Annotated in this window: 15 protein-coding genes; 11 read left to right on the top strand and 4 right to left on the bottom strand. The window is 38.4% G+C overall.

Features of this window, described 5'->3' with window-relative positions:
• The first annotated feature begins 217 nt into the window (after window positions 1–217).
• The 4 genes from TOL5_RS09700 (at window position 218) to accC (ending at window position 4,043) form a co-directional block, all read left to right on the top strand.
• Complete coding sequence (locus TOL5_RS09700) at window positions 218–1,534, top strand: Y-family DNA polymerase (protein WP_100885350.1); 1,317 nt, start codon at window positions 218–220, stop codon at window positions 1,532–1,534.
• Between the two features lie 235 nt (window positions 1,535–1,769).
• Window positions 1,770–2,225 (top strand): type II 3-dehydroquinate dehydratase, encoded by a 456-nt coding sequence (gene aroQ, locus TOL5_RS09695; protein WP_004830504.1) that lies wholly within the window; start codon window positions 1,770–1,772, stop codon window positions 2,223–2,225.
• Window positions 2,226–2,242: 17 nt separating this feature from the next.
• A complete protein-coding gene (gene accB, locus TOL5_RS09690) occupies window positions 2,243–2,662 on the top strand; it encodes an acetyl-CoA carboxylase biotin carboxyl carrier protein (protein ID WP_004830503.1) in 420 nt (139 codons plus the stop codon).
• Between the two features lie 16 nt (window positions 2,663–2,678).
• Window positions 2,679–4,043 carry an acetyl-CoA carboxylase biotin carboxylase subunit gene (gene accC, locus TOL5_RS09685; protein WP_005031915.1) on the top strand — a complete coding sequence of 455 codons (1,365 nt, stop codon included), beginning with the start codon at window positions 2,679–2,681 and terminating at the stop codon, window positions 4,041–4,043.
• Between the two features lie 139 nt (window positions 4,044–4,182).
• Here the strand turns inward: accC and TOL5_RS09680 are convergent, their stop codons facing one another.
• Window positions 4,183–4,677 carry a hypothetical protein gene (locus TOL5_RS09680; protein ID WP_004830501.1) on the bottom strand — a complete coding sequence of 165 codons (495 nt, stop codon included), beginning with the start codon at window positions 4,675–4,677 and terminating at the stop codon, window positions 4,183–4,185.
• Between the two features lie 253 nt (window positions 4,678–4,930).
• On the opposite strand from TOL5_RS09680, the gene TOL5_RS09675 reads away from it, so the two are divergent.
• The 7 genes from TOL5_RS09675 (at window position 4,931) to TOL5_RS09645 (ending at window position 12,220) form a co-directional block, all read left to right on the top strand.
• On the top strand, window positions 4,931–6,217 hold the full coding sequence (locus TOL5_RS09675) for a GGDEF domain-containing protein (RefSeq protein ID WP_228740316.1): 1,287 nt from the start codon (window positions 4,931–4,933) through the stop codon (window positions 6,215–6,217).
• Between the two features lie 81 nt (window positions 6,218–6,298).
• Window positions 6,299–7,450, top strand: coding sequence for an IS4-like element ISAbe18 family transposase (locus TOL5_RS09670; protein WP_005176703.1), 1,152 nt, complete (start codon window positions 6,299–6,301; stop codon window positions 7,448–7,450).
• Between the two features lie 4 nt (window positions 7,451–7,454).
• Window positions 7,455–7,682, top strand: a complete 228-nt coding sequence (locus tag TOL5_RS09665) for a diguanylate cyclase domain-containing protein (protein ID WP_228740315.1) — start codon at window positions 7,455–7,457, stop codon at window positions 7,680–7,682.
• Between the two features lie 22 nt (window positions 7,683–7,704).
• On the top strand, window positions 7,705–9,195 hold the full coding sequence (locus TOL5_RS09660) for an amidase (RefSeq protein ID WP_121775205.1): 1,491 nt from the start codon (window positions 7,705–7,707) through the stop codon (window positions 9,193–9,195).
• A gap of 313 nt (window positions 9,196–9,508) precedes the next feature.
• The gene (locus TOL5_RS09655; protein ID WP_005031919.1) at window positions 9,509–10,387 is read left to right on the top strand and encodes a sulfite exporter TauE/SafE family protein; all 879 of its coding nucleotides are present in this window, start codon (window positions 9,509–9,511) and stop codon (window positions 10,385–10,387) included.
• 142 nt (window positions 10,388–10,529) lie between these two features.
• On the top strand, window positions 10,530–11,621 hold the full coding sequence (locus TOL5_RS09650; RefSeq protein ID WP_004830496.1) for a 3-deoxy-7-phosphoheptulonate synthase: 1,092 nt from the start codon (window positions 10,530–10,532) through the stop codon (window positions 11,619–11,621).
• A 74-nt stretch (window positions 11,622–11,695) separates the two neighbouring features.
• A complete protein-coding gene (locus TOL5_RS09645) occupies window positions 11,696–12,220 on the top strand; it encodes a protein tyrosine phosphatase family protein (protein ID WP_042088806.1) in 525 nt (174 codons plus the stop codon).
• Window positions 12,221–12,334: 114 nt separating this feature from the next.
• Here the strand turns inward: TOL5_RS09645 and TOL5_RS09640 are convergent, their stop codons facing one another.
• From TOL5_RS09640 to TOL5_RS09630, 3 genes are all read right to left on the bottom strand, one after another.
• Window positions 12,335–15,373 carry a M66 family metalloprotease gene (locus tag TOL5_RS09640; RefSeq protein ID WP_121775206.1) on the bottom strand — a complete coding sequence of 1,013 codons (3,039 nt, stop codon included), beginning with the start codon at window positions 15,371–15,373 and terminating at the stop codon, window positions 12,335–12,337.
• 306 nt (window positions 15,374–15,679) lie between these two features.
• A complete protein-coding gene (locus TOL5_RS09635; RefSeq protein ID WP_009587013.1) occupies window positions 15,680–16,408 on the bottom strand; it encodes a histidine phosphatase family protein in 729 nt (242 codons plus the stop codon).
• 104 nt (window positions 16,409–16,512) lie between these two features.
• The gene (locus TOL5_RS09630; RefSeq protein WP_151779427.1) at window positions 16,513–17,364 is read right to left on the bottom strand and encodes a 3'(2'),5'-bisphosphate nucleotidase CysQ family protein; all 852 of its coding nucleotides are present in this window, start codon (window positions 17,362–17,364) and stop codon (window positions 16,513–16,515) included.
• Between the last annotated feature and the right edge of the window lie 30 nt (window positions 17,365–17,394).

Raw genomic sequence — 17,394 nt, 5'->3', positions numbered from 1 at the left:
TCATGTTGTAAAAGAATAACTTCGAGGCTGAAGCTTTTTACGTGGATTACTTAAACCACGATGAAGCACAACAATCCTTACAAAGCGCTTTCTTGATCTACTGAATAGCAAAACTTTTATGCTGTGAAATTCAAGCTATCCACACCAATTTAAATTTGAATTTATTTTAAACATCTTTTAATATTTCACTTGAATTTGTAACTTTTTCAAAATCATCATGAGTGAACAAATTTTTGCTTTAATCGACATCAACAATTGTTATGTCAGTTGTGAGCGGATATTCAATCCAAGCTTAAACAATAAACCTGTCGTCGTATTAAGTAATAATGATGGCTGTGTTGTTTCACGCAGTAATGAAGCCAAAGCATTAAATATAGATATGGCTGTTCCTTGGCATGAAGTTGAAAAAGCAGCGAAAAAAGCAGGTGTTATCGCCTATTCAAGCAACTATGCTTTATATGGCGATTTCTCAGAACGTTTTTTTAAAACACTTAAAACCTTTTTTAAAGAGGATGATCTAGAACCCTATTCAATAGATGAATGCTTTATTAATTTAAGCTCTTATCGAGACTTATTTGACTTAGAAGAATATTGCCGCAGATTGGTGAAAACTATTCAAAAATGGTTAGGTTTACCGTGTTGTATTGGCATTGGTTATAGTAAGACGCAAGCCAAGCTTGCCAATAGTTTTGCAAAAAAACGGCATGGATTTGAGAATGTTTGCGATTTGACTGGCTTAGATTTATGTAGCTTTGAAGCTTTGCTTCTCGAAACCAATGTAGCTGAGGTGTGGAGCATTGGACGTAAAACCAGCAAACGGTTACAAGCATATAATATTTATAATTGCTATGACTTAACTTTTGCCAATGAACACTACCTAGCACGAGAGTTCTCAGTGGTCATTGCACGTACTATTCGTGAGCTAAAAGGTCAATCCTGCATTGCTTTAGACGATCCTGAAATGCCCTCTAAACGGATTCTTTCTTCTCGAAGTTTTGCTTCAGCATTAACCAATGTTGAAATCATCAAACAGGCGATTATTTTTCATGTTAATCGAGCACATCAACGCCTTACTCGACAGCAACAACTCTGTGCAGTTGTGCATGTCTCTTTGTATGAAAAAATTCCTCAGGCACCTTATAAAAAAGCCCAAAGCAGTGTTTCAGGCTTGCCATATGCAACAGATGATTTGATGACTTTAACTAAGGCAGCATTGCAGCAAATAGATGTTTTATTTAAAGAAAATATCAAGTATGTAAAAGTCGCAGTGATGCTTTCTGCCCTTCATCACAAAAGCCAACACATCAATGACTTATGGCATCCCGTAGACTTTATTCAGCAACGTGATCAACTCATGGATACGCTGTCCAATATGAAGCAACGCTTTGGTCCTGATTGTATTCAAGTGGGTTACCATTCCAGTAGTGAAACATGGAAAATGCGTCAACAAAATCGCTCTCCAAGTTATACGACACGCTGGAGTGATATCTTATGTATTGATGATAGTCATATGGCTGTTACACAAATCAAATGAATAGTTTTGGTCACTCAGTTTAGAATGGAATCACTTTAAAACAATGCATGAAAATGTCATATTTTAACATTGCCATTTAACGACAAAATTTACATTATATATGCCGTACAAGGCACAGCATTTCCGCGACGATTCAAAGAAAATATAAAGTATTTGTGGAAAAACATGCCATAATATGCAAACTTTGCAGACATCTTGCAAAGATTTTTGCAACTTTTGAATTGGAGCAGTCTCAATGAGTTCGACCATTTTGGTCATTCACGGACCAAACTTAAACTTGCTAGGAAAGCGCGAACCAGAGGTCTATGGTCACCTCACATTGGATGACATTAACCAACAACTCCTAACGCAAGCTCAGCAAGCCAATATTACTTTAGATACTTTTCAAAGCAATTGGGAAGGTGCAGTGGTGGATCGTATTCATCAAGCACAACAAGACGGCGTCAAAATTATTATTATTAATCCTGCCGCACTTACACATACTTCCGTTGCTGTACGTGATGCCCTTTTAGGTGTCGCCATCCCTTTTATTGAAGTACATCTTTCTAATGTTCATGCACGTGAAGCATTTAGACATCATTCTTATTTATCAGATAAAGCCGTTGGCGTAATTTGTGGTCTTGGTGCTAAAGGCTATTCTTTTGCACTTGATTACGCTATCGACAAAATTCAATCTTCAACTCAATCATAATTTAGGAATACGAACCCATGGATATTCGCAAAATTAAAAAGCTCATCGATTTGATGATCGAATCTGATCTTCAAGCAATTGAAGTGAAAGAAGGCGATCAATCGATTGCTTTAACTCGTCGTAATCCTGTGGTTGCTGCTGGTGTAGCACCTGTTGCACTCCCAGCTGCTGAAGCACCAGTAGTTAAAGCTGCCTCTCGTGGTGCTGTAGAAACCTCACCTATGGTCGGCGTGTTCTATTCTGCACCAAGTCCTGGCGAAGCTCCATTTGTCAATGTTGGTCAAACTGTTTCTGCGGGTGAGACTTTAGGTATCATCGAAGCAATGAAAATTATGAACCCAATTGAAGCAACTCAAAGTGGTGTAGTTGAAGAAATTCTTGTAAAAAATGGTGATGTAATCCAGTTCGGTCAACCTTTATTCCGCTACCGCGCGTAATACCTCGGGGGTTGATATGTTGCAAAAAGTTTTAATTGCAAACCGAGGTGAGATTGCGCTACGCATCACTCGCGCTTGCAAAACTTTAGGGATTAAAACAGTCGGAATCTATTCTGATGCTGACAAAGATTTAATGCATTTACGTTTTTGTGATGAAGCCGTATGTATTGGTCCGGGTGCAAGTAGTGAAAGTTACTTAAATATTCCTGCCATTATTACAGCTGCAGAAATTACTGGTGCAGATGCAATCCATCCCGGTTATGGTTTTTTATCTGAAAATGCTGAATTTGCTGAAATTGTAGAAAGTTCAGGTTTTATCTTTATTGGTCCACGTCCTGAACACATTCGCCTAATGGGCAATAAAGTTTCAGCGATTACGGCGATGCGTAAAGCAGGTGTACCAACAGTTCCAGGTTCTGCACATGCAGTGACGCCAAACAATGCTTTGGCTGAAGCAAAAGAAATTGGCTTTCCATTGATCGTCAAAGCTGCTTCAGGTGGTGGTGGTCGTGGTATGCGTATTGTTGAACGTGTAGACACCCTACTCGAATCTGTTCAAGCTGCACAGCGTGATGCAGAAATGTGGTTTGGCGACGATACCGTTTATATGGAACGTTTTCTACAAAAACCTCGTCATGTTGAAGTTCAGGTTTTGGCAGATGGTAATGGTCAAGCAATTCATTTATATGACCGTGATTGTTCGTTACAACGTCGACATCAAAAAGTCCTTGAAGAAGCACCTGCACCTGGTCTACCAGAAGAAGCACGCGCCCATATTTTAGAAGCATGTGTAAATGCTTGTAAATTAATGCAATACCGTGGTGCTGGTACCTTTGAATTCTTATTTGAAGATGGCGAATTCTTCTTCATTGAAATGAATACACGTGTTCAAGTTGAGCATCCTGTGACTGAACAAGTCACAGGTGTAGATATTATTGAACAGCAATTGCGTATTGCAGCTGGTCTAGGTCTTAATCTTCAACAAGAAGATATTAAGATCGAAGGTCATGCCATTGAATGTCGTATCAATGCCGAAGATCCATCCACCTTCTTACCTTCACCGGGTAAAATTGAATCATTCTATGCACCAGGTGGTGCAGGTATTCGTTTAGATTCTCATATCTATCAAGGTTATAGCATCCCACCATATTATGATTCAATGATTGCAAAATTGATTTCTTATGGTAAAGATCGCGATACCGCGATTGCCCGAATGAAACAAGCTTTAGATGAAATGATCTTAACTGGGATTAAAACCAATATTCCCTTACATAAAGATTTGATTCTTGAAGATAAGAACTTCTGTTCGCAAGCGATGGATATTCATTACCTTGAAAAACATTTATTAAAGCAACTTCAAGGTCATGAAAATGATGCTTAACTGAGATCTTTGCTTAACAAAAAACCTCTGTAAATCAGAGGTTTTTTAATATCAATAAAATCGATTTATCATTTAACTCAGTGACCTATCAGCACAACATCTTTAAGCCATGGCACTGTTCAAATTATATATCTCAAGCCTAAGGCAAGACTTTACGCAAAGTGGCAAAACATTGATCCCCTTTATCTGACGCACAAAAACTCATGGTATTTTTATTAATCCACTTTACATAATACTGCGACACATCCCCAGTTTGGTCTTCTTTACGCCCAGAACAATCGGTTTCGTTATTTTCATAGCGAATTTGCATGATCAATGCAGGAGGTTTTTCTAAAGTATTATCAGGCGAGGGTTGATAATCAAAAAGTCCTACTGACCACTCTTTGGCACTGTTGACAACAACTTCATTGGAACCTCGGAAATTATAATATTCGATGCATTTTTTATTTTCAGGAATTTCCATTCCCCATAAACCTAAAATTTCAGGTCGAGTACTAATTCGAATGGTGCTGGTTGTATTTGTCGCCATTACATTGTTGGTCGTTGTTGCTTGAGCGCGTGGAGGTGCCTCATCAGCTTTAGTGTAAGAAGAAAAGCTAAGCAGTAAAGAAATTATAAGTGCTGTTTTTTTCATACCCAATCTTGTATGCCAAATTTTATCTTGTATAAACTATCATACATTTATAATAAAACATGTAAAATTAACCATATAAGAACAATCTTTATCCAAGCTCAACTGCAGAATAAATTTCTAAAATGCTGGATTAAAGGCGATTAAAACTATTGATTTATCGATATACATAGATATGATTATCATTACTACCTTAAAGACAAAGCCACGTGACTTGGAATTGGAATTAAGCATTCTTCTAAAATAGGTTAGTCATTTGCCACGAGCGATACTGTATTTAAGTCAAACGTTTAAGGACAATATTTCTGCATTTTTTCTGATTGCAGTGATCATATTTGCCTGTGCTTTGGCTGGAATATTGGGTAGACCGCTCTCCTTTCTTGCTATTTTCTGGCCAGCAAATGCCGTCTTACTTGGACTCTTTTTAAGATTTACCACGCTCAAAAATATTGGTGGGTGGCTAGGTGCATTTTCAGGTTTTATGCTTGCAGACCTGATCACTGGAAATAGTTTTTTAGTGACCTTATTTTTAACCTTAGCCAATCTATCGCACGCTTTGGTAACCTTATTACTTATTCATTTCTTTAAATTAGACTATAAACAATATAATAAAGGTTTAACATTTTTATATCTTTTTGGCATCAGTGCATTTGGTGGTTGTCTCGCCGCAGCTACAGTTGCTTGCTTAACGGTTCCTCACTTGCCCAATACCTTTATGTCTATCGAACGAATCTGGATCGACTTTGGGATGTGGTGGACTGGTGAAATCCTCAATGTCATAGCATTTTTACCAATCGTCTTAGCAATTCCAAACCGCACTACATTACAAAGTTATTTCCATGAATTTAAGCAACAACCCGTTCAAGCCCAACTTATTTTACCTTTTTTAGGTGTTGTTTTCTCAGTAACACTCACCCACTTTTTTATCGGTCCGGGTGCAATCATGTTCCCAATTGCAGCATTGATATGGGCTGCACTCAGTTATAATCTATTCTTTGTCTCAATTATCAATTGTGGGGTATGTATGCTTTTATATAATGCATTGACCTCATACTATATTACCCAATCACCAAATGCCTATCTAGAAACAACGCTTTCCGTTCGAATAGGTTTGTTTATGCTGGCATTAGGACCGTTGACACTAACCATTATCAGTCGTAACCGACAAAAGTTATATCATCAGATTTTATACCTCGCCAATCATGATGGTTTAACAACTACGTTAAATCGACGTTATTTTTATGAGGAAAGTGAACGTACAATCACCAAAAATACTGAAAAAACAGCGCATAGTGTGACGATATTACTGCTGGATCTAGATCATTTTAAAAAAATTAATGATCAATACGGACATTTGATTGGGGATTATGTTTTACAAACATTTTCCCAACAAGTAAAAGCACAGCTACGTGCCCATGACTTGTTTGGTCGTTTAGGGGGAGAGGAATTTGCAATTTTACTGAAAGATTTAAGCTTAGATCAAAGTATCGCAATTGCTCAAAGAATCTGTAATATGACCTTCGATACCACTGCTGTCCCATAGTTTGCTTTAAATAAAAAAACCTGAGTCCTAACAGTTAAAATATGAGTGCAAACAAACACTTTAACGACCAGGATTCAGGTTTTGTCACATCAGAATACCGTATTTCATGAGCTAATTAAACCTGTTGTGCGACAGGATTTTGAACAACTTGCTAAAGTACACCATGTTGGACAGAAATTTAGAGCGGCTTCCCGGTGGGATCAGTTTATTGCCATATTGATGTCTCAATTCTCTTGTAGGCAAAGTCTGAGAGATATTCAATCCAATTTGGAGTGCCAACAGGAAAAGCTGAGTCATCTCGGAGCAAAGTCTATTCCCCGAAGCACGCTGGCACGAATCAATGAGCAGCAGCCTGCTGCCTTGTATCAACAGCTATTTTACAAGTTGCTTAAATACTATGAACACTCAAAAGTAGCTCATAAATTTCGCTTTAAGAATCCCTTGTATTCCTTGGATGCCAGTCATATTGACCTGTCGCTTTCTTTATGTGAATGGGCCAAAGTTCACGACTCAAAAGCCAGCATGAAACTCAGTATAGGATTGAATCACAGCAATGATATTCCTGAGTTTGTTGCAGTTGAAAATGGCAAAGAAAATGACATGGTACAAGGCCGCAAATTCCAGTTTCCTGCTGGCAGCATTGTAGTTTTTGATAAAGGCTATGTCGATTACCAATGGTATGCAAATCTGACTGCTCAAAACATTGGATTTGTCACACGTTTTAGGCCTAAATCTGTGTATCAGGTGATCCAGCAACATCCAGTGCTTGAATCCAAAGGTATTCTAAAAGATGAAACCATTCAGCTGAATAGCGCACATGCCCTAAAAAGAAAAGCCCCAGTGTTAAGAAGAATTGAATATAGAGATCAGCAAAGTGGCAAGCACTTTAGCTTTCTCAGCAATAACTTTCATTTAGCCGCCTCCACCATTGCGGCGATTTATAAAGATCGTTGGAAAGTTGAGCTGTTCTTTAAGGCGATTAAGCAGAATCTCAAATTAAAAGCGTTTCTAGGCCGCAGCAGGAACGCAATTCAGACACAAATCTGGATTGCGATGATCGCCTATTTATTGGTGAGTTTCGCTCGACATTTAGGAAAAACAGGTTGGACAGTTCAACGTTTACTCAGAATAATTCAAGTGAATTTGTTTGAAAGAAGAACTTTAAAAGCTTTATTTTCACCCGATAAAATACCCATAAAACAAGAGGAAGCTCAAATGAGCTTCCTCTTGTGAAAAATTGTGGGACAGCAATGCCTTCGATACCCCTATTTATTTAGATGATCAACGTACACTTCAGATCAGTGTAAGTATAGGTTTGAGTTACCAAACATTACCCCACTGTATTCCCTTTCAACAGCTCATCAAACGTGCAGACGCAGCACTGTATTTGGCGAAAGAAAAAGGAAGAAACCAACTTTGTTTAGAAACAGATATTCAACAAGATCAAAAAATATTTGCCCAATAACCTTAAATTGCGAGGGAATGCAATGAAATATTCAGAATATATTCAATATGATGGCATCGGTTTAGCACAACTGGTACAAAGCAGACAAATACAAGCCCATGAATTACTTGAAATCGCCATTCAACGTGCTGAACAGGTCAATCCTAAAATCAATGCCATCGTGATTCCGATGTATGAACAGGCAATGAAAAATGCCAATAACCACCATTCTGGTCATTTTTCTGGCGTTCCTTTTTTATTAAAAGATCTCCACCAAGAGTTCGCAGGTGTGGCAACCTCTTTCGGTTCAAAATCTTTTAAAAATGCCCAATATATTGCCAAAGAAAACGCTGAAATCGTTACTCGCTGGATTAAATCAGGTGTCGTAACTTTTGGTTTAACCAACTCTCCTGAATTTGGCATTAAAGGCATCACTGAACCTGAAGCATGGGGAAGCTGTAAAAACCCATGGAATCTCAAATATAACAGTGGTGGTTCATCAGGGGGTGCAGCCTCAAGTGTTGCTGCTGGAATTGTACCTATTGCAGGGGCAAGTGATGGTGGAGGCTCAATCCGTATTCCCGCATCATATTGTGGGTTGTTTGGATTAAAGCCAAGTCGAGGACGTACGCCTTGGGGACCTAAAATTAGTGAAGCCATGCATGGTGCAGCAATGCAGCATATATTGTGTAAATCCGTGAGAGACAGCGCAGCAATGCTGGATGCAACACAAGGTTCAGATCACAGTGCACTTTTTAATATTCAACGTCCAACAGAAAACTATTTAGAGATCATTCAAAAAGTCCCAAAAAAATTACGTATTGGTTTTTCAGTCACATCACCCATTGGTACTCAAGTATCACAAGATGCCGTCAATGCCATTCAAAACACTGTAAAGTTGCTGCAATCCTTAGGGCATATCGTTGAAGAAGCTTCACCGCAGATTGATGGAATGGCTTTGGCTAAAGATTTTATTACCACATGGTTCAGCCAATGTGCTTATACTGTAAAACAAGTTAAACAGCAGTTTGGTGCAAAAGATCAAGATTTTGAATTAGATACTTTAGCCATTGCTGCATTTGGTGCTAAAGCATCTGCATTGGACTACATCAACAACCTGAATAACTGGGGAACTTATGTAACTCAAATGAATCAATTTTTTAGCCAATATGATTTACTCCTTATCCCCTCCACTGCATCTGTTGCACCAAAAAATGGTGAAGTCAAAACACCTGCTTGGCAAATTCCTATTTTAAAAGGGTTACTGAAAGTTGACCAAGCACACTTACTGGCTAAAGGAAAACTGGTTGAACAATTGATTAAAAATAATTTGCAGTGGGTACCCTTTACACAACTGGCAAATATTACGGGCTTGCCTGCCATGTCTGTACCCTTGTATTGGAACAAAGATCATTTACCCTTAGGCTCTCAATTTATTGCTCCATTTGGGCATGAAGATACGCTATTACAATTGGCGGCACAGCTAGAACAAGCACAACCCTGGGCAGCACGTTATCAATCCATCAAGATATAAATTAACTTATTGTAAATATTCATATAAATTTTAATCACTTATATGAATATTTACGTATTTAACTATAAAAGTTTAATTAAACCTTTAAATCCCCAAATCAAAACTAAACGCCGCGACAAAGAATAAATGATCAAGCGGCTAATTGATTGTTTATAAAATGCCTCCACCACCTAGCCAAACATTTTAAAAATTGAGTGTTTTTGATAATAAAGGCTTTAGCATTTTTTTGCATAAGTAAATCAACAATCAAGACAACCACTTATACAAAAAAGTCATAAGATATGCCTGTTTTTTGATATCTGGCAAATAAGTCATGTTTGGTCCTGTTGAGTTTATTTTGGCTGGCGTTTTAGTCGGTTTCTGTGTAGGTATTACCGGTGTCGGTGGTGGATCACTGATGACACCTATTTTGATTAGTTTATTTCGAATTGAACCACACATCGCCATCGGAACGGACCTCCTCTATGCTGCGATTTCAAAGTTCTGCGGTTCACTTGTACATGCAAAAAAACTCAATATTGTTTGGCCTATCGTACTTTGGCTCGCTTTAGGGAGTGTTCCAGCATCATTTGTGACCCATTGGGTTTTAGAAAACTATTTGAGCGGTTCAACCCATTACAAAGCCATCTTAACCATGGTTTTAGGGTTTATGCTGACGCTAACAGGTCTATCCATTATGTTCCGTGCCAGAATTGAAAAGTTTTTTGCCAAATTTCGTGAAGATCAACACGACTTTCAAGAGGTAAATAATTTTAACATTCAAGGTAAGCGTGTATACGTCGTGCTCATGGGCATTGTACTGGGTGTATTCGTGACGCTCTCCTCTGTAGGTGCTGGCGCTTTTGGTGTCATGGCACTCATTCTGATGTTTCCGAACTTACCGATGATTCGTATCATTGGTTCAGATGTGGTACATGCCGTTTTACTCACCTCTGTGGCAGGTTTTGCACACATGACTTCAGGCAACGTAGATTTTCAATTACTCGGATGGCTACTGGTTGGGTCTATTCCTGCGATTATTGTTGGCACATTAATCAGCTCGAAAATGCCTGAAAAGATGATCCGTAAAGTACTTGGAATCACCCTATTTGCTCTAGGTATTAACTTTATCTTAAATCCAGTTAAATCCAAACCTGTTGAAAAACCACAGGCAGTCATGGTTACTCAAACGGTTCAACAACAGCAGGTTTAAATTTAATCTGTAATTGATAACTTATCATTATGAATGGGTTGTGAAGTTTTAATGATTTATTTATAACAAAACTTGAACCAATTCATGTTATATTCTGACCACTAAAAATACTTTCTGTATGTTCTAATACCCAGTGACGGCAATGAATACATTAAATTCAAATCCAATTATTCAATCAGATATTGATGACGTGAATGTCCAAAGCATTCAAACGCTTGTAACTCCAGCTGAACTTAAAGCTGAACTCCCATTAAATGAAAATGCTTACCAAACTGTACTTCATGGTCGGGAAACAGTCCGTAATATTTTAGATGGTAAAGATAAACGTCTATTTGTTGTGATTGGTCCTTGCTCGATTCATGACCCTGTTGCAGCACATGATTATGCAGATCGTTTAAAAGTTTTAAGCGAAAAAGTAAAAGATACGCTCTACATCATCATGCGTGTTTATTTTGAAAAACCTCGTACAACTGTAGGTTGGAAAGGTTTGATCAATGATCCTGACATGAATGATTCTTTTAATATCGAAAAAGGTTTACGTTTAGGACGTAAATTACTGCTTGAGTTAAATGACAAAGGTTTAGCTTGTGCGACTGAAGCGTTGGATCCAAACTCACCTCAGTATTATCAAGATTTAATTTCATGGTCTGCCATTGGCGCACGTACCACAGAAAGCCAAACCCATCGTGAAATGTCATCTGGTTTGTCATCACCTGTCGGTTTTAAAAATGGTACCGATGGTGGCTTAACTGTTGCAACCAACGCAATGCAGTCCGTGAAGCATGGTCATAGCTTTTTAGGTCTGAATAACGAAGGTCAAGTTTCAGTGATTCGTACCAGTGGCAACCCGTATGCGCATGTTGTATTACGTGGCGGGAATGGTAAGCCGAACTATGATGCTGGCTCAGTTGCAGAAGCAGAAAACGCACTAGCAAAAGCTAAAGTCAGTACGAAAATTATGATTGATACCAGTCATGCAAACTCAAATAAAGACCCATATTTGCAACCATTGGTATTGAAAAATATCACAGAACAAATTCTTGATGGGAATAAATCGATTGTTGGCATCATGGTTGAAAGTCATATCAAAGGTGGTCGCCAAGATATTCCAGAAAATCTAAGCGATTTGGAATATGGTAAATCAGTGACTGATGGCTGTATTGACTGGGAAACTACAGAAAAAGCATTGCTTGAAATGGATGCAGCCTTAAAAGATATTTTACCAAAGCGTTAATTAGTATAAAAACGCCATCTACATAGATGGCGTTTTTGTTTATGATGTTATTAAAATTTTTCTGTAAGAATGCTATGAACGAACTTGAACAAGAACTCTGTCAAATCGCAAACTTTCAGTTTGTCCATGAACATTTACTGACTTCAGGTCAACCAACGGTTGAACAACTGAAGCAAATTAAAGAATACGGCGTAGATACGATCATCAATTTGGCATTTACAGATGCATCTGTACATTTAGAACATGAAGATAAAATCTGTGCTGAGTTAGGCTTAAACTATATCCAAATTCCCATTCATTGGGATCGACCTGCAGATGACCAATGTTTATTTGCTCTAGATTTGATTGCACATTTAGTGCAGGAAAAAATGGTGTGGGTACATTGTGCCAAGAACATGCGTGTCAGTAGCCTAATGTATTTATATCGTCAGTATTTTATGGATATGGATATGCCAACAGCACAAGAGTTGTTGCATCAAGTGTGGGAACCCAATGAGACATGGACAGGGTTAATGCATGCAGTCAGTCTACAACTTCAAGGACGTAAAGCAACTGAAGATTTACAACACTCATTAATGCATGCAGACCAATTTTCTTAAAAATATAACACCCTTAATATCTTTGATCGATTTCAATATAAAAACATCCAGGATGATAAAAAATAAGCGTCCTTAGGCGCTTATTTTATAGCGATCTAAACAATCTGATTCTGCTTAATGAATCAATAATTGTTTGATCAATGGTAAGTTTGCTGAACTTGTCGCAGCCAAAATCAAACTATTATTGGAGCGTAAACTTGTCCATTTTTGATTCCCACCTGTCCCGCAGTTATAACTAATCAAACGGGCACGATTGTTATTTAAATAACCATATTCTAAATCAAAACATTTTGAACCTTGTTCAATGCGTTGTAATGTAGAATTAATCATCCATGCCTGCGCTGAACTCTCATTATTACATGATGCAAGATTGATCACACCAGCCTGACTTGCTAAACATTGATCCATATATTTCTTACTATGGATTTTACCCATCGCATCATAAATCCATTGTTCAGAGTCATCACCTGTACAAGCACTCTTACCACTGATGTAGGCATTTAGCTTGCCATCAGACAGTGTTTCTACCTTCAAACAGTTGGTTCCATTTTTTAGACTAGAAACTTCATTTAAATTAAAATCATTATTCAATTCCAATTTAGCCACAAATCGGTTAAATGCCTCAATTGCTTTAGCATTACCACTTTCCAAATCAACTCGATAAGCATTGATCCAACGATTTAAACGATAAAGTTTTATTTGCTGTTGGGTGTAACGTACCATTTCAAGCTGTGCATTTGGAGAAAGTTCAGTTTTAAATAGACGATAAGAGTCAAATAATAAACGTGAATTTGCATCAAGTTTAACCACAGCTTTACCTTGATTATTGAGTAAAGCTTGTTCAAGCTGCGGCATTTCAATTTTTCTTAAAGCAGAATATTCTGCTTCCTTACCAATGGTCACAAAAGGCGTCATAGCTTCAATTGCAACAGGAATACTGATGCTAGAGAGCTTAACTGCCTGTTGACCCGTTTTTTGGCAATAAAGATCCACATTTTGAGGTGCATCACTTTGTGCAAGATTGACATGGAACTTATTGGCATTGCTTCCAGCATTTACCCGTTGTGGTGCAAGTGCAATATGTTCAACTTTACTGGCATATTGTACATTCAACCAGCAACTTGCAGCAGTGCTAGAGGTATTGACTTGTGGCAAATTGAATACATTGCCCCAGTTACCACGCGCAGCAGGATAAACAATACCCACCTGATTTACAGGGTCATATCCCCCTAAAATTGTATAAACTGGCACACTAAATAGACGCGGCTTTAAGAAATTTCCATCTGCACTGTTGTACCAAACATTGCCTGAGTTTGGCGTTTTGGGTTGAGCATCCACCATTTCTCGTGTGTTTGCATTCCACTTTTTATAACCTGTGATTGAGTTTGCATCCCAAATATACTTATCAAATGCAGGCTGAATTTTCAACCAAGTACTATAACCTGTGTAGTGGGTATATTTAGAAATCAAGCTGGCACTTGCGCCACCACTCATTGCATCCCAGCCATAAGCATATAAATTTTGGAAGTTAGGCACTCCATTACTCCCATCTCCTAAATTAGTACTGCCCCAATTTAAGTTGCCGCGCATCTTATTACGAAATGCAATATAGCCCCAGCCACTATCCGCATGATGTGCAGACCAGAAATAATTGGTTGGGCTACCACTGGTTTCAACAGAACCTGGATAATGTCCTAATCCATAATGATGTCCAATTTCATGACTGAATTCATTTCCTATAGAATCAATCAATGTCAAAATCCCATTGCCACCACTCAAGCCATGATTTGACTCACCATTGGCATATTTACCTCTGGCATGATGAATCACAACACTTTGTGTCAGCTGTGGTTGTTCCTGACTTTGCATGGAGGAACTGGTCACCCCCCAATTGGCTAAATTTATACCGACACTAAATGTAGATTTCGCAGTATTCTCACGCATGTCACCATCATAAACGCCCCCATTGGTCGCGCTCGCTGAATCATAAATCACGCCACTCGCAACCATCACACGATTGAGCTTCATTTCCTCATATTTACTGACAATCATTTTTGCTGCTGGGATGGTTTGTAAATAATCAGTACCCGCTTTTTCTGGTTCCAAAAGCATATAGTGCCCATTGGATTTTGGTGCATCGGTCAATAAACCTAAGCGAATACTTTGAACCACAAGCTCTCCGGGCGCTGCAAAGTCAATATCGCTTCCGCCAAGCGTACCACTACGATTATTGACTGGATCGATGACGCGAATAGAAAGTCCTGGACGAACTTCATTCCACTTCAAAGCAAGTGACCATGCTTGCTTTGAGTACATGACACGTGCTCGATCGTCCTGATTGGATTGATCTGAAGCTGCAAGGCGTGATGGTTCTTTTAAATTAACTGTACGAATCAGTTGATTACCTTGATAAATTTCAGCTTGTAATTGGTTGAGTTCCCCCATCGCAACCAAAGGCGTTACCAATAACAAAGCATCTTTTTCAGTGGTCAAACGTGGCATTTTATCCTGTTCATTATTTTTAGGATTGACCGCATGACTTTGAACAAACTGTACCATTGCAGCGAAATTACCCGTTAAATCATTACGCAGTAATCGATTTTCGCCTTGTCCATTAAAATCATAGAATCCCAATATCTTATTCGAGATTTTATTTTTAACAGGTTCAGGATATTTGTCGACAGTAGGTGGTGTAGTACCCGTATTGCCCTCAGAGCCATTGTTTGAACCGCCCGAACCATTCTCAGGTGGTGTTCCTGTAGAACCATTGTTGGAGCCACCCGAACCATTCTCTGGTGGTGTTTCTGTAGATCCATTGTTAGAGCCATCCGAACCACTATTTGGTGGAGTTTCTGTAGATCCATTATTCGAACCGCCCGAACCATTCTCTGGAGGTGTTTCTATAGATCCATTGTTGGAGCCATCTGAACCACTATTTGGTGGAGTTTCTGTAGAGCCATTATTTGAACCGCCCGAACCATTATCTGGTATTTCTGGTGTACCATCTCCAGGCAGTTCATTTGTACCATCTCCTGGATTTTGTGGCAGATTTGATGGCTGATCATTTACAGAATGGCTTTCCCCTCCACCCCCACATGCAATCAACATTGCTGAAAGCGTACAAATTGTTAAATATTTAAACCTTAAGTGCATCACAGATCTTCCCCAATATTTATAACGACTTATCTCTATCCATGTTTTTTGAGACAAAATTGAAATATTATTTAATTTCAACAACTTAAATATAACACACCAATTTAAATTTCATCATTTTTTTATCATTAACCGACGAAAAACCTATCACAACAGCAAAATACGATTGTGTTTGTCATCTAGAGTAGTGATTAATCTGAATAGAATACAATTAAGTTTATAATTTTAGTCATCGTTATATTGGCTTTACTACAAGCTTAATCAACGATCAAGTAAAGCAATAATAATCAACCATTTTTTATCATATTATTGTTGAAAGTCACGTATCAATAATTCACCTCTTTCGCCACGCCAAATCCATTTTAAATGGCTATCCACAAAGCGCTCTCCCTCAAACCAAACAAACAACCCTTCCATCATTTCAGGCCAATCACTTTGATCAATTTGAGTACGTTTCGAAATCACAGCAATAATCGCAGCAAGAATCGTATCATGGCTTACAGCTAAACTAATACCATTGCTTACTGTTGGATGTGTTTCATAAATCAATTCAAGCACATCAACTACCCCACGAATTGGATGTTTCATTCCGGGTAAGGCATTATTCACAAAGCTATTGATAAAACCGAGCGCACCCTGCTTGCGAAAGTATGGCGCAGCTTGCTTAATATCCAGCACGAAACTTCCAGGCTCAACCAATAAGCCTTTTTCGACAATTTCAATATGATGGGTATTGGGTTGGGGGGAGACACCATCTGCCCCTTGAATCATCAAAGCAGCAGTATCTACACAACGTTGAATTGGACTAGAAATACAATGCTGAATCACACGATCTGTATGATCTATTAAATAAGAGCCCCAAGCATGCGCTAAGTCACGCCCCTGAGTTGTTAGTTGTAAATCATAGCCAGCCAATCCCTGTCCATTCACAACTTCACGAATTGAATGACGCGTAAATAAAGTCACAGGGGTCTGCGCATCTGGCAATAAATCTATTGCTTTCAGCATGCTTTTCGGCAATAAATCTAACGCCATATCAACTCAAAACTCTTTTTATACAGCTTTACTATAACATAAGTCACAAAGTGTTAAATCATCTGTAAAATAGATATCTATATTATCTAAAAAGCTAAATTATATTAAAAGCTAACATTACCAAGTGCATCCAAGGCAATTTGTTTGGTTTCCTCATTCCGAAATGCAATAAAACCTTCATTTAATACAGTATTTCGTTGATTATAAGTAAAGGGTACTGCCGCTAAGCTGACCAATCCACCACCAATACTTTCGAGCAAACCTTGCCCTGCACTCGTATCCCACTCGGAGGTTGGGTGGAAGCGTGGATAAATATCAATTTCACCTTCCAGCATCATACAAAATTTATAGGCGCTGCCCGCCTCTCGTTTAATGACAGGTGACTCTTGTTCGATATAATCAATATATTGCTGATATTTGGGATTCTTACTGCTGTGACTTAAACCAATTTGGATTGCATCTTCTTCAACTTCTTTAAACTTGCAATAGCGCTCCCATGTCCCCTGAGTAAATGAATACTTATATGGGAGTTCTGTTAAATAACCCAAATACATAACTTGTTCAGTCGGTACAGCAATAATAGAGAATATGGTTTGATGATTATGAATCAGGCTTAAATTGATGGTGAATTCATCACGTTCATGAATAAATTCTTTGGTTCCATCTAAAGGGTCTAGCATCCAACACACCGCCCAAGCATGACGTTCTGAATAATCACTTTCTTCAGACAACACAGGAATTTCGGGCGTAACTTGTGCCAATTGTTCAATTAAATAAGCATTAACCTTTAAATCAGCTTGGGTTACTGGAGACTGATCATCCTTTTGATCAATATTAAATGCTCGCCCAGCACAATAGTTTTGGTATTCCTCAAGTAAAATTTGACTTGCTTTGACCAAAACAGGAACCAATTTTGAAATTTGGTCATCTTGTGGTGCTTGAGTAGTGATAAACATTGATCTGACCTGTAGGATGTCTGATTTTTG

It is taken from the genome of Acinetobacter sp. Tol 5 (genome assembly GCF_019702905.1).
Taxonomy (GTDB): domain Bacteria; phylum Pseudomonadota; class Gammaproteobacteria; order Pseudomonadales; family Moraxellaceae; genus Acinetobacter; species Acinetobacter bereziniae.
The sequence above is the reverse complement of the archived record's forward strand: the minus strand, read 5'-3'. Positions and strand labels throughout refer to the sequence as shown.

Bases quoted from the DNA above. Each gene is read 5' to 3' on its own strand.
- TOL5_RS09700 (WP_100885350.1), top strand. From the start codon at position 218: ATGAGTGAACAAATTTTTGCTTTAATCGACATCAACAATTGTTATGTC.
- aroQ (WP_004830504.1), top strand. From the start codon at position 1,770: ATGAGTTCGACCATTTTGGTCATTCACGGACCAAACTTAAACTTGCTA.
- accB (WP_004830503.1), top strand. From the start codon at position 2,243: ATGGATATTCGCAAAATTAAAAAGCTCATCGATTTGATGATCGAATCT.
- accC (WP_005031915.1), top strand. From the start codon at position 2,679: ATGTTGCAAAAAGTTTTAATTGCAAACCGAGGTGAGATTGCGCTACGC.
- TOL5_RS09680 (WP_004830501.1), bottom strand. From the start codon at position 4,677: ATGAAAAAAACAGCACTTATAATTTCTTTACTGCTTAGCTTTTCTTCT.
- TOL5_RS09660 (WP_121775205.1), top strand. From the start codon at position 7,705: ATGAAATATTCAGAATATATTCAATATGATGGCATCGGTTTAGCACAA.
- TOL5_RS09655 (WP_005031919.1), top strand. From the start codon at position 9,509: ATGTTTGGTCCTGTTGAGTTTATTTTGGCTGGCGTTTTAGTCGGTTTC.
- TOL5_RS09650 (WP_004830496.1), top strand. From the start codon at position 10,530: ATGAATACATTAAATTCAAATCCAATTATTCAATCAGATATTGATGAC.
- TOL5_RS09645 (WP_042088806.1), top strand. From the start codon at position 11,696: ATGAACGAACTTGAACAAGAACTCTGTCAAATCGCAAACTTTCAGTTT.
- TOL5_RS09640 (WP_121775206.1), bottom strand. From the start codon at position 15,373: ATGCACTTAAGGTTTAAATATTTAACAATTTGTACGCTTTCAGCAATG.
- TOL5_RS09635 (WP_009587013.1), bottom strand. From the start codon at position 16,408: ATGGCGTTAGATTTATTGCCGAAAAGCATGCTGAAAGCAATAGATTTA.
- TOL5_RS09630 (WP_151779427.1), bottom strand. From the start codon at position 17,364: ATGTTTATCACTACTCAAGCACCACAAGATGACCAAATTTCAAAATTG.